This is a genomic window from Achromobacter sp. 01N37 (assembly GCF_056399725.1).
Window position 1 is genome coordinate 248,699 of record NZ_JBFTRX010000004.1, and the last position, 12,606, is coordinate 261,304.

11 protein-coding genes are annotated in these 12,606 nt (G+C 65.0%); 6 read left to right on the forward strand and 5 right to left on the reverse strand.

What is annotated here, in order from left to right:
• Positions 1–170 precede the first annotated feature (170 nt).
• Positions 171–1,277, reverse strand: coding sequence for a YcjF family protein (locus AC1DSJ_RS10090; protein ID WP_441371372.1), 1,107 nt, complete (start codon positions 1,275–1,277; stop codon positions 171–173).
• 40 nt (positions 1,278–1,317) lie between these two features.
• Entirely contained in the window at positions 1,318–2,271 is a 954-nt protein-coding gene (locus tag AC1DSJ_RS10095; RefSeq protein WP_441371373.1) for a LysR family transcriptional regulator, read from the reverse strand.
• Between the two features lie 229 nt (positions 2,272–2,500).
• Between AC1DSJ_RS10095 and AC1DSJ_RS10100 the strand changes: the two genes are divergently transcribed.
• The 4 genes from AC1DSJ_RS10100 (at position 2,501) to AC1DSJ_RS10115 (ending at position 7,555) form a co-directional block, all read left to right on the forward strand.
• On the forward strand, positions 2,501–3,964 hold the full coding sequence (locus AC1DSJ_RS10100; protein WP_346552505.1) for a sodium:solute symporter family protein: 1,464 nt from the start codon (positions 2,501–2,503) through the stop codon (positions 3,962–3,964).
• 49 nt (positions 3,965–4,013) lie between these two features.
• The gene (gene speB, locus AC1DSJ_RS10105; protein WP_441371374.1) at positions 4,014–5,060 is read left to right on the forward strand and encodes an agmatinase; all 1,047 of its coding nucleotides are present in this window, start codon (positions 4,014–4,016) and stop codon (positions 5,058–5,060) included.
• 342 nt (positions 5,061–5,402) lie between these two features.
• Complete coding sequence (locus AC1DSJ_RS10110; protein ID WP_175170623.1) at positions 5,403–6,416, forward strand: hypothetical protein; 1,014 nt, start codon at positions 5,403–5,405, stop codon at positions 6,414–6,416.
• Positions 6,413–7,555, forward strand: coding sequence for a glycosyltransferase (locus AC1DSJ_RS10115; RefSeq protein ID WP_175170622.1), 1,143 nt, complete (start codon positions 6,413–6,415; stop codon positions 7,553–7,555). The genes AC1DSJ_RS10110 and AC1DSJ_RS10115 overlap by 4 nt, the downstream gene beginning before the upstream one ends.
• Before the next feature lie 9 nt (positions 7,556–7,564).
• Here the strand turns inward: AC1DSJ_RS10115 and AC1DSJ_RS10120 are convergent, their stop codons facing one another.
• From AC1DSJ_RS10120 to AC1DSJ_RS10130, 3 genes are all read right to left on the reverse strand, one after another.
• Positions 7,565–9,496, reverse strand: coding sequence for a bifunctional metallophosphatase/5'-nucleotidase (locus AC1DSJ_RS10120; protein WP_476760304.1), 1,932 nt, complete (start codon positions 9,494–9,496; stop codon positions 7,565–7,567).
• 169 nt (positions 9,497–9,665) lie between these two features.
• The gene (locus tag AC1DSJ_RS10125; protein WP_054421138.1) at positions 9,666–10,775 is read right to left on the reverse strand and encodes an S-(hydroxymethyl)glutathione dehydrogenase/class III alcohol dehydrogenase; all 1,110 of its coding nucleotides are present in this window, start codon (positions 10,773–10,775) and stop codon (positions 9,666–9,668) included.
• 29 nt (positions 10,776–10,804) lie between these two features.
• Positions 10,805–11,095, reverse strand: coding sequence for a metal/formaldehyde-sensitive transcriptional repressor (locus AC1DSJ_RS10130; RefSeq protein WP_054421139.1), 291 nt, complete (start codon positions 11,093–11,095; stop codon positions 10,805–10,807).
• 119 nt (positions 11,096–11,214) lie between these two features.
• Between AC1DSJ_RS10130 and hutC the strand changes: the two genes are divergently transcribed.
• Positions 11,215–11,958: a histidine utilization repressor gene (hutC, locus tag AC1DSJ_RS10135; protein ID WP_175170620.1), complete on the forward strand. Its 744-nt coding sequence runs from the start codon at positions 11,215–11,217 to the stop codon at positions 11,956–11,958.
• Complete coding sequence (locus AC1DSJ_RS10140; RefSeq protein ID WP_441371376.1) at positions 11,955–12,551, forward strand: HutD/Ves family protein; 597 nt, start codon at positions 11,955–11,957, stop codon at positions 12,549–12,551. The genes hutC and AC1DSJ_RS10140 overlap by 4 nt, the downstream gene beginning before the upstream one ends.
• Positions 12,552–12,606 lie beyond the last annotated feature (55 nt).

Consider the following 12,606-nt stretch of genomic DNA (forward strand, 5'->3'; position numbering starts at 1 on the left):
GCTGGAGCGGCCGCGTCTTGCGCGCCTTGCCGGCGCACACGTGGGCTGTCCCGCGAAAAAACTGAGGGATATACGGCTTAACGTCGTGGAGCGCGCAATATTTAACGCGTTAGCAGGAAAAGCGCGATTCTTGCGAATCGTGTCGCTGAAACACATTTGATTGCAGCGATCTACAGCTTCACCCGCTGCTTTAACGCCTGCGCAATCATGGCGATGTCGATGTCCTTGCCGGGGTTCTTCTGGCAGAAGTCATACAGCACCGCCACGTAGGCGTTGCCCAGCAATTTGGTGATGGCGCCCGCCGTGGTGGCGGCGATGGTGCCGCCGATTGCGCTGCCCGCGCCGGGAATGAACTTCAGCATGCCCGACACGACCGAACGCCCGATCAGCGTGGCTGCCGACGCGCCCAAGGTTGACGTGACGAGCGTGGTGATCGCAGTGGTGTTCAGCTCCATGCCGAAGGTGATGCCGATCTTCGCGATCATGCCGACCTGAATGGGCACCAGCGCAACGGCGTCCGAGAAAGGAATGGGCGCCGCGGCGGCCGATGCGGCCAGCCCTGCGGCCACATTCACTTCTATCTCAGCCCGCTTTTTTTTTACTTCCAGGGCCTTCTTGTTGCGGGTGGACAGCGCGTTGGCGTAGGCGCGTTGCTGCGCCTCGGGGATGTATTCAGCCGTGGCTTCGATCAGGTTGTCCAGGCCCATCGGCGGCAGCTCGGCGTCCAGCTCGTCGATCCATTCTGGCAGCGCGCGCACCGCCACAACCTGCTTTGCGCGCGGCAAGAGCTTGCGCGCCTCGTCCAGAAAGGGGCTGTTCTTGCGCGCTTTCGTCAGCACGGCCACGACGGGAATGCCGGCGTTGGCCAGCATGTCGCACAGTTCGATTTCGGCGTCTTCAACGCGGTGGCTGCTGTCCTGGACGCAGAGCCAGGCCACGTGCACATGCTTGTCGTGGTCGTCCGAGGCGGAACGTTCCTGGATCAGGTCCGTCAGCTGTTGGCGCGAGCGCGCGTAGTCGCCCACTTCCAGGCCGCGCGTGTCGATGATGGTGAGCGGGTGGCCGGGCTTTGTGTATTCCTGCGTGCTTTGCGTGACGGGTTTGCCCGCGCCGGTCTTGGCCAGTTCGCCGCGAAAGACGGCGTTGATCAACGTGCTTTTGCCTACCCCCGTTTTGCCGGCGATAAGAATGTTCACACGGCCTGCGCCGCGCGTGGCCGTGCTGATGGCGTCGGCAATGGCGTCTTGCAAGGCGGGGGAGTCGGGGCGTAGCGGCATCGGGCGTGGGTGAAAGGCGTAAGGGCGTTCGGGAACAATATCAGATGCCGCTGACTTCCGTGCGGCCAGGGTGGCCGCCCGCGCCGTCATTGGCCGCAACCCCCAGCGCCGCCCGGATGTCCTCCAGGAACGCCACCGTGATGTCGTTCAGATACGGGCGCTTCTTGGCCACCATGCTGATGTCGACGTCATAGCGAAACGTGTTGGCGTCCAGCGCGTGCAAGAGGCCCGCCGCCACATAGGGCGCGGCAAAGTGTTCAGGCAGATAGCCCAGATGCGCGCCCGACAGAATCAGCATGGCGGCGGCCTCCATGTTGTCGGCCTGTGACGTGATGCGGCGGGGCCGGCCCGTGAACGAGGCTTCTGGCAGCGGATACGTGCGCCAGGTCCAGTCGGCGTTGGCCACCTCGTCCACCGTGACGTGGCCGGCGCGCGGCGCCAGCGGATGCGTTGAGCCGCAGTACGCCACCTGGCGCTCCTGGAATAGCGGCGTGTAGTCCAGCATCGGCACGCGGTGCAGAAAGTAGCCCACGGCAACTTGCATGTCGTCTTTCAACAGCAGCTCTTCCAGTTCGCGCGGCCCGCGGATCAGTACTGACAAGCGCACCGCTTCGTCGCGCTGGCGGAAGCGTTCGATGGCCTGTCCGATGCGCACGTTGTGCGCCATCGTGGCGTTGCCGATCAGGCCCAGCGTCAGGTCGCCCACCAACTGCCGATGCATGTTGCGCGCTTCGGCGCTGAAGGTGTTCAACGACGCCAGCGCGCCGCGCGCCAGTTTTTCAAAACGCTGGCCTTTCGCCGTCAGCCGGAAGCCGCCGCGTCCGCGTTCGCACAGCTTGAAATCCAGCCGGGTTTCCAGCGTGGCCAGCTGGCTGCTGATGGTGGACTGCCCCACGCCCAGCATGTCCTGCGCGGCCGACACGCCGCCCGCATCCACGATGGCGATAAACACCCGGATCAAGCGGAGATCAAGGTCGGAAACTTGGGAAAGCATAGGGTTGGCACCTATAAAACATCGACGTGCATCGATGCTTGTAAGTCGAACGAGATATGGATCAGCGTTGGCGTCATTCCTATTATCCACAGGGCTGTCGGGGCGGCCGAACGAGGCGACCGACCGCACATCAAAACGGCCGGGCACTGCAATACGGTGAAACGGCGATTAATAACTTCTATCCGGCTCGGTGTGATGCCGGCGATAGGCGTGTGGGGAGGTGTGGGACATGATTCTGGACATTGGCGTCGTCTTGATTTATCTGGCGGGCATGTTGCTGCTGGGCTGGTACGGCATGCGGCGCGCGAAGACGCAGGAAGACTTTCTGGTGGCCGGGCGCAATCTGGGGCCGAGCCTGTACATGGGCACCATGGCCGCCACCGTGCTGGGCGGCGCCAGCACCGTCGGCACAGTGCGGCTGGGGTATGTGTACGGCATCTCGGGCTTCTGGCTATGCGCCGCGCTGGGGCTGGGCATCATGGTGCTGAACCTGGTGTTGGCCAAGCCCTTGCTGAAGCTGCGCATCTACACGGTGACGCAGGTGCTTGAGCGGCGCTTTACCGCCAACACCAAGCACGTCAGCGCGCTGGTGATGATGGCGTATGCATTGATGCTGGCGGCCACTTCCGTCATTGCCATCGGCACCGTCATGCAGGTGCTGTTCGGCCTGCCGTTCTGGGTATCGGTGGTGGTGGGCGGCGGCGTCGTGGCGCTGTACTCCGCCGTGGGCGGCATGTGGTCGCTGACGCTGACCGACATCGTGCAGTTCGTGATCAAGACGGTGGGGCTGATGTTCATTTTGCTGCCCATCTGTTTGATGCGAGTCGGTGGCTGGGATGAGCTCGTCGCGCGTTTGCCTGCCGCCAGCTTCGACATGGCGGCCATCGGCTGGAGCACGATCATCACGTACTTTGTCATCTACTTCCTGGGCATCCTGATCGGGCAGGAAATCTGGCAGCGCGTCTTCACCGCCCGCACGACCCGCGTGGCGCAGGTGGCGGGCACCGTGGCGGGGCTGTACTGCATTGTCTACGGCCTGGTGGGCGCGCTGATCGGCATGACCGCCAAAGTGCTGCTGCCCGATCTGGACAATGTGAACAACGCGTTTGCCGCCATCGTGCAGGCCAGCTTGCCGGACGGTATCCGGGGGCTGGTCATCGCGGCGGCGCTGGCGGCCATGATGTCCACCGCCAGCGCGGCGATGCTGGCCACGTCCACCGTCTTGACCGAAGACCTGCTGCCCGCGCTGCGCGGCGGCCGCGCGTTCACAGATGTGCGCCTGAACCGGCTGATCACGCTGCTGGCGGGCTTGTCGGCGCTGGGTATCGCGCTGGTGGTGGACGACGTGCTCAGCGCCCTGACCTGCGCCTACAACCTGCTGGTGGGCGGCATGCTGGTGCCGTTGCTGGGCGCCATCTACTGGCGCCGCGCCACCACCGCGGGCGCCATCGCCAGCATGCTGCTGGGCTGCTTCACCGCGATTGGCTTCATGTTGAAAGACGGGCTGGCGGCCAACACGCCGGTGTATGCCGCGCTGGCAGCCAGCGCCATCAGTTTCATTGCGATCAGCCTGCTGGGCCGCGCGGAGGCGGCGCGGGCATACCGCGACGCGCCCGCCCCGCAGCGACACCGGGAAGCGCCCGCCCCGCAGCGGCATCGCGACGCGCCCGCCCGCCCAGCCGGGGCGGAATGAACCCGCCGACATCAGCCATCCCCCCATCCATCCCTGACAGGAGACCAGCATGACCTACACCCCCGACAAGCTCGCGGCCTTGCGCGCCCGCTTTGGCGGCGACAACGAAGCGCAGATTCACGACCCGCATTTCAGCGCCGTGGCCGCCAACATCATCGACGCCAGCGGCACGCGCAGCGCGCCTTACGCGGGCATGCCCACGCTGATGGATGCGCCCGCACACCAGATCGATTGGAGCGCGCCCGACTTCGGTGACCTGCAAGTGGCGCTGACAGGCGTGCCGATGGATTTGGGCGCCAGCAACCGCAGCGGTTGCCGCTTCGGGCCGCGCGCGCTGCGCGCCATTGAACGCGTCGGCCCGTACCACCACGTGCTGCGCTGTACGCCCACGCGCGACCTGCGCGTGGCCGACATTGGCGACGTGCCCATGCGCAGCCGCTTCAGCCTGGACCAATCGCATCAGGACATCGAAGACGCGTACGCCAAGATTCACGCGGCGGGCGTCATGCCGTTGTCCGCCGGCGGCGACCATTCCGTCACGCTGCCGATCCTGCGGGCGCTGGGGCGCGAACAACCGTTGGCGTTGATCCACTTTGATGCGCACTGTGACACCGGTGGCCCGTTTGATGGCAGCCGCTTCCATCACGGCGGCCCGTTCCGCCAGGCCGTGCTGGATGGCGTGCTGGACCCCACCCGCACCATTCAAATCGGCATCCGCGGCGCGGCGGAATACCTGTGGGAATTCTCGTACGCGTCCGGCATGACGGTGATTCACGCCGAAGACATCGCCACGATGGGCGTCCCGGCCATCATCGCCCGCGCCCGCGAGGTGGTGGGCGACTCGCCCGTGTACGTCTCGTTCGATATTGATTGCCTGGACCCGGCGTTCGCACCCGGCACCGGCACGCCAGAGGTTGGCGGCGTGACGGTGCGCGAAGCGCAGGCGATGCTGCGCGGGCTGGCGGGTATCAACATCGTGGGCGGGGATCTGGTTGAGGTGGCGCCGGCCTATGACGCCACGGCGAACACCGCGCATGCGGGCGCGCAGATCATGTTCGAGATCCTGAGCCTGATGAGCGTGCGCCACGCGCGCTGAACGCGGCAACCGGCGGCTGCGGTGCTTGCTTGCAGTCGCCTTTCGTTTTGGCGCAAAACGTAATGGAAGGTACGTTGGCGCGTCCCGCCCGGATCAGGCCGGCTAGTGCCGAAGGCACAGTGCGCATGCACGGTTCTGGTGCAATGTCGACGCGTTTGGCTGCCCCCCCGTTCCGCTATGTGGGAAGCCCGGAAACGCCAGGTGGCAGCCGCCAAATTAAGGGGCAAATGGCGGCCGCCAATGCTGTTACATCTCAAATGTTTCGAACCCGTCGTGAGGGGGGGCGGCTGAGTAGAATCCGCCTCTCGCTAGGTTTCGCCGCGCTTTCAGTGGCACCCATTCATGACCCGTTTTGCGCTTGTCCCTCGCCTGCTCCGCTCGCGTCCGTTGACCAAAGGCTTTCGCTATTTTTACCGCTACACGCGTGGCGGAGCCTATCGGCACAACGAGACGCTGTGGCCATTGGTGAAGGTGCGGCGCGAAGGCAGCGAGCAACTGGTGGCGTGCGATCTGGTGGGCGTGCGCGGGCCGGCCACGCTGCCGATGGGACAGGTGCCGCGCGCCATTCACGGCGACGCACACCTGATTCTTAGCGGTCCGTCGGTTGCGCAGATCGATTACGCGCAATGCGGTCTACGTTCCGTCATGGGCGTGAACGGGTCCATCGCGCTGCGCCGCCAGCATCCGGCGTTGCGCTTCGATTACTACGCGATGCTGGACGCCGGCTTCGTCAAGCGCCGGCGCGATCTTGTGGCCGAGGTGCTGTCGCAAGACCTGCTGCTGTTCGTCACGCCCGAGGTCTATCGCTGGATTGCCTTCCTGTTTGATGCCGGCGCCATCCGTTGCCGCATCGCGCTGTTCGAAGAAGTGCACCAGCGCGCGCTGCAACCGCGCGCGCAACCTGATGAACTCGAAGCGCAACTGGCGCGTGACCCCGAGCTGGTGCTGTTCGACGCGCACAACCCTGAACACGCGCACGGCTTCAGCCTGAACCCCGCGCGCGGCCTCTTTGGCGGCGGCACCGTGGCATACACGGCGTTGCAGCTGCTGGCCTGGATGGGGGCGCGCACCGTGTACCTGCACGGCCTGGACCTGACCGCGGCGGCTGGGCCGCGCTTCTACGAACAACCCGGGGCGCAGTTGGCCACCGCACTTGACCGCCAATTCACCGGCCACATCGAACCCGCTTTCCGCGCGGCCAGCCGCTTGCTCGCCGCACGTGGCGTCAAGGTCTACAACTTGTCTCCCGGCAGCCGTCTGGGCGATGACGTATTCGAAAAGCGTCATTGGAGCTGTTTGCTCAATCAAGGGGAGTCTCCGCCTTCCCCGCAACTGCTCTCGGGCCTTACATCATGAAGATTCTCTACACCAATTTCCATCAGGGCGATGGCGGCGGCCACACCACTTATGTGATGTCGCTGGCGCGCATGCTGCGCCAGCGCGCGCACATTACGGTTGCCGCGCCGCGCGGCAGCCGTCTGCTGGCCGAGGCGCATGCCTTGCCCGGCGTGCATTCCATCGACCTGGAGTTCAAGGGGCGCCCGTTTCAGCAGTTAAGCGCGTTGCGCCGCTTGCGCACCTTGCTGCGCAAAGAGCAGTTCGACGTCATCCATGTGAATGGGTCTGCCGACCATCGCCTGTGCATGCTGGCCACGGTGGGCATGGGCGCCAAGCGTCCGTTCATCGTCTACACGCAACACACCGATCGGGCCTCGAACAGCCTGGGTGTGCGCATGCGCGCGAAGTGGGGCACGAACCGCGTCATCTGCGTGTGCGGCCACACCTTTCGCCGTATGAAAGATTCTGTGTTCCGCGATGAAGACCTGCGGGTGGTGCACAACGGCGTTTGCACGCAGCAATATCAACCGGCCAGCGCAGAAGAAGCGGCGGCGGCGCGTGCCGCCCTGTTGCCGGCCAGCATGCAGCGCCGGCTGGTGATCGGCAGCAACGCCGGCACCGCCATCTACAAGAATTGGCTGGACATGGTGACCGCCGTGTCGCTCTTGCCCGAGCATCAGCGGGATCAGGTCGTGATTCTGATCGCCGGCAAGGCGCCCGATGACGAGCAGCGCCAGCGCGTGGCCGATCTGGCCATGACGGATCAGGTTATTTTCACGGGTCTGCTGGATGACGTGCGCCCGTTCCTGGCGGCGTTGGATGTGGGCTTCGTGCTGTCGTCGCGGCTTGAGACGATTTCGTTTGCCTGCCGCGAAATGATGGCGGCCGGCAAGCCCGTCATCGTCAGCAAGGTGGGCGGATTGACCGAGAACGTGACCGACGGCCGCAACGGCTGGGTGGTGCCGCCCGGTTCAGTCAGCAGCGTGCTGACGACGGTATCGTCGATTTTGAATGACCGCAGCATCGCCGTGAAGATGGGGCAAGAAGCCCGCAGCACGGCGCTGCGGGAATTTTCGCTGGCGCGCTTCGTCGGCCAGACCGAAAAGGTGTACCTGGAAGGCCAGACGCCAGGCCGGCAATTCGGCCTGACCTCCTGATCCGTTCCTTTATTCGCTATACGACTTGGTGCTGTACAGGCTGACGGGCAGCAGGTTCAGCACGGGCAGGCCGGACACGGGGTCCTTGGCTTGCTTGTCGATATAGCTTTGCAGCACGTCGGCGTCCAGCACGCCGATGTCCTGACGGCGTTCGGCGGGCACGCTCGCCAGCGTCTTGTAGCCGTCGCCGCCGGTTGCGTTAAAGCTCAACACGAACAGCTTGTAGGTGCGCGCGGCGTTCAGCGGCTGCCACGTGCTGGTGGCCGCATCCAGCACTTCGATGTTGGTGACGCGGCTGCCCTGCGCTTGCGCGCCGTTCACATCCCAGCGCAAGCCGCCCGTGTACGGGTACGGACCCGTGGAGCCGCCCGCGCCGAACACCGCCTGCATGCCGTCTTCCAACATGCCCTTGACCTCGGCGCCGGTCACGTCCAGACGCCACAGCATGTTGCCGAACGGCACCACCTCGATCACGTTGGCCGCCGTCACATTGCCCTTGAGCGCCACGCGCACGCCGCCGCCGCTTTGCAGCGTGATGTCTGCGCCGCCGTAGTTGGCGTTGGCCACATCCAGATAGGCTTGCGCCACCAGTTGCTGCATGTCGCCACCGCGCAGGTCGACGCTGCCCAGGGTGTTGCAGTCGGCGCTTGAGCGGCTGCGGTCACGCGTCAGCCCCGGCACGCGGCRCGAGCACAGCTCTTGCGGAACCGAGGCCACGATGCTGGCGCTGAAGGTGTCCACCTTTGCCTTGAACGGCTGCAACACGGCTGCGGCCTGGGCGTCCGGCTGCTGGATGCGCAGGAAGCCGCTGGCCGCCACATCGGCAAGCATGGCGGTGTTGTCGGCGGCGGCGGGGGCGGCGCCGCCCACCGTCAGCGCGTCGCCCATCAGCACGTGCGGCGTGCCGGCGCATTCGGTCACGTCGCCGTTGGCGTCGAAGCTGACCTTCAGTTCGCCCACCACCTGCGAGTATTCCCAGGCCTGCACCAGGCAGACGCGCTTGCCGTCCTTGTTTTGCAGCACGGTCGGGTAAGCGCCCGACGGCGTGCCCACGCCGTAGCTCACCATCGAATCCGGGCCCAGCAGCGTGTGCGAATCACCGCCCACCACGACGTCAACGCCGCTTAGCTTGGGGATGATCTGCTTGTCGTAGTCGTAGCCGATATGGCTCATCACCACGATCTTGTTCACGCCTTGGGCGCGCAGCGCGTCGATCTGCGTTTGCGCGGCGGCGGCTTCATCCGAGAACAGTGTGCCCGCGTCGGGGCTGGACGATTGCTGCGTCTTGTTGGCGATGGTCAGGCCCACCAGGCCGATCGCCTGGCCGTCGCGCTGCAACACGATCGACGGCTTGACCATGCCGGGGGCGCGTGACGGATTCAACGCCGAGGCGTCGGCGAACGTGACGTTGGCGCTTAGCACCGGCGTCTGGCATGTGCCGGCGTGCAGCAGGTCGATAAAGCGCTTCAATCCGGTGTCGCCCTTGTCGAACTCGTGGTTGCCGAGCGTCATCGCGTCAAAGCACACCGTGTTCATCATGGCCGCATCGGCCTCGCCGGCTTCGCCCGCGCGGTTGAAGTACAGCGTGCCGGTGTTGGCGTCGCCCGCGTGCAGCTTCAGCACGTTGGCGGACTGCGCCGACAGCGCGTTGATGGCGCCGGTGACGCGCGGGAAACCTCCCACGTCCACATTCGCCGTCACCGCCGTACCGGCGGCGTTCTTCAGCTTCAGATCTTTTTTCTTGCTGTCCAGATTGGAGTGATGATCGTTGATGTGCAGGATCGTCAGTTCCATCGGCCGGCTGGCGGCGGGTTGCTCGGGCGCGGGCTGTTCTGGCGCCGGGCTGGCGGACGTGTCGTCATCATCGTCATTGCCGCCGCAACCGGCCAGCAACAGGGCGCTCAGCATGGCCGCGCCCGCATTCCTCTTCCACGTAATCATTCGTGTGATCCCTCGTTTATGAAGGGCGAATGGTTGCGGCCGAAGATGACGTGAAGATGAATGACAGCGGTGTCATGAACGCGCGCGAACTTGTCTTGGGCGCGTCATAAAAAAACAGGCCCGGCGCATTGCGCGCCGGGCCTGCCGGAACCTGCCGCGAACGTGACGCTTAGAAGTGAATCACGGTGCGGATCGACTTGCCTTCATGCATCAGGTCGAAGGCTTCGTTGATGCGTTCCAGCGGCAGCGTGTGCGTCACGAACGGGTCCAGATCGATCTTGCCGCTCATGGCGTCTTCGACCATGCCCGGCAGCTGCGTGCGGCCCTTCACGCCACCGAAGGCGGAACCGCGCCACACGCGGCCCGTGACCAGCTGGAACGGACGCGTGCTGATTTCCTGGCCCGCGCCGGCCACGCCGATGATGATGCTTTCGCCCCAGCCCTTGTGGCAGCATTCCAGCGCCGCGCGCATCACGTGCACGTTGCCGATGCACTCGAACGAGAAGTCCACGCCGCCGTCGGTCAGTTCGACGATGACGTCCTGGATGGGCTTGTCGTAGTCCTTGGGGTTGATGCAATCGGTGGCGCCCATGGCGCTGGCCAGCACGAACTTGTTCGGGTTGGTGTCCACCGCGATGATGCGGCCGGCCTTGGCCTGCACCGCGCCCTGGATCACGGCCAGGCCRATGCCGCCCAGGCCGAACACGGCGACGGTGTCGCCTTCCTTGACCTTCGCGGTGTTGTGCACGGCGCCAATGCCCGTGGTAACCCCACAGCCCAGCAGGCAGACCTTTTCATGCGGGGCGGCGGGGTTGATCTTGGCCAGCGAGATCTCGTTGACGACCGAATATTCGCTGAACGTCGAGCAGCCCATGTAGTGGTAGATCGGCTTGCCTTCGTAGCTGAAGCGCGACGTGCCATCGGGCATCAGGCCCTTGCCCTGGGTGGCGCGCACCTTCTGGCACAGGTTGGTCTTGCCGGACAGGCAGAACTTGCACTCGCGGCATTCGGCCGTGTAGAGCGGAATGACGTGGTCGCCGGGCTTCAGCGACGTGACGCCTTCGCCCACTTCCACGACGATGCCCGCGCCTTCGTGGCCCAGCACGGCAGGGAACAGGCCTTCAGGGTCGTCGCCACTGAGGGTGAAGGCGTCGGTGTGGCAGACGCCGGTGTGGGTGATCTGCACCAGCACCTCGCCGCGCTGCGGCGGGGCGACGTCGATTTCAACAATTTCCAGCGGCTTGCCGGGTCCGAATGCGACTGCTGCGCGTGATTTCATAGCGGTTACTCCACGAATGTCGGGTGGGCTTACTTCAAATAGGAACGGACGATGCGCATCAGTTGATCGACCTCGGCTGCGGGGTCGATCTTCGCGTCTGGCGGCCCGCCCTGGGCGGATTGCAGGAAGGTTTCCCGGAGATGGCTTTCCAGCACTTCGGCCATCAGGCCGGTGGCGGCGCCGCGCAAGGCGGCCAGTTGCTGCAACAGCGCGCCGCACTCCGTGCCTTCATTGACCGCGCGTTCCAATGCTAACGCCTGCCCCTGGATACGGCGCAGGCGGGTGACGACACGCTTCTTTTCTTCCGGCGAATGCGGCACGGCAGGCTCCGAAAACGATACAGGGGGGGAGTATACGGAAATTCGGTTCCCGTTCGCAAGACATGTGTACCTGTCTATACTAGAACCCGATTTTTCCCGTCGCACACCAGGACTCCCCCGTGGCTTCTTCCCCCCCTCGATTGCCCGCCCAGACCAACGCCCTGCCCGCCCCGCTATACGCACAGGTCAAGCAGATGATTGCGCAGCAGATACGCAGCGGCGCCTGGCCCGCGCACTACCGTGTGCCGTCCGAAAGCGAACTGGTCGATGAATTGGGTTTCAGCCGCATGACGATCAACCGCGCGCTGCGCGAGCTGACGTCCGAGGGCCTGCTGGTGCGCATGCAGGGCGTGGGCACGTTTGTGGCGCAGCCCAAGGCGCGGTCGGCGCTGTTTGCCGTCAACAACATTGCCGACGAGATTGCGGCGCGCAATCACCGCCATCACAGCCGCGTCGTGCGCCTGGCCGAAGAGGCGGCGGGCGCGGAACAGGCGCAGGCGCTGGAGATCCGTGCGGGCCAGCCGGTGTTCCATTCCGTCATCGTCCATTTCGAAGACGACGTGCCGATTCAGCTGGAAGACCGTTACGTCAATGTGCGGCTTGCGCCGGATTATCTGAAGCAGGATTTCACGCAGAGCACGCCCTACGAATACCTGACGCGTGTTGCGCCCTTGAGCGAAGGCGAACACGTCGTTGAAGCCATTCTGGCCAAACCGCGAGAATGCCAGTTGCTACAGATCGAACGCGATGAACCCTGCTTGCTTATCAGCCGCCGCACGTGGTCTGGCGACCGCGCCGTCACCCTGGCGCGCCTGATCCACCCCGGCTCACGCCACCGCCTGGAAGGCAAGTTCACGACATGAATACCCCCGACATCCATCTGTACCGCGCGGCCGATTATCCGCGCATGCCGTGGCGCAACGGCGGCGGCACGACACAAGAGGTTGCCTGCAACCCGGGCGGCAGCACGGCGGCGTTCGATTGGCGCCTGTCCATTGCCGATGTGGCGCAGGACGGCGGCTTCTCGGCGTTTACGGGGTATCAGCGCATCATCACGGTGCTGGAAGGCCAGGGCATCCAGCTGACGGTCGATGGCCACGAACAAGCGCCGCTTGCGCCGCGCAAGGCGTACGCGTTCTTGGGTGATGCGCAGGTGGATTGCCGGCTGCTGGACGGCGCCATCCGCGATTTCAATCTGTTCTACGCGCCGGCGCGTTATCACGCTCGGCTGCAATGGGTGTCGGCGGCCTGCACCTTTCACAGCGCGGCGCACAGCGTGCTGGTGCTGAATGCGGGCCAGGCGCTGACGGTGCGCATCAACGGCGCGGCGCACGCGTTGCCGTCGCGCTATGACTGCCTGCATGTGGAAGGCCAGAGCGGGCTGGCGCAATACCAGCTGGATGCCGCGGGCGGGGTGGATGCCTGCGTCATTGAATTGCAGCCCCGCGCTTGCTGAACGCCTGACCCCTGGCCGGGGTGATCCCATTGGTTATCGAACGTGCCGGACCCGA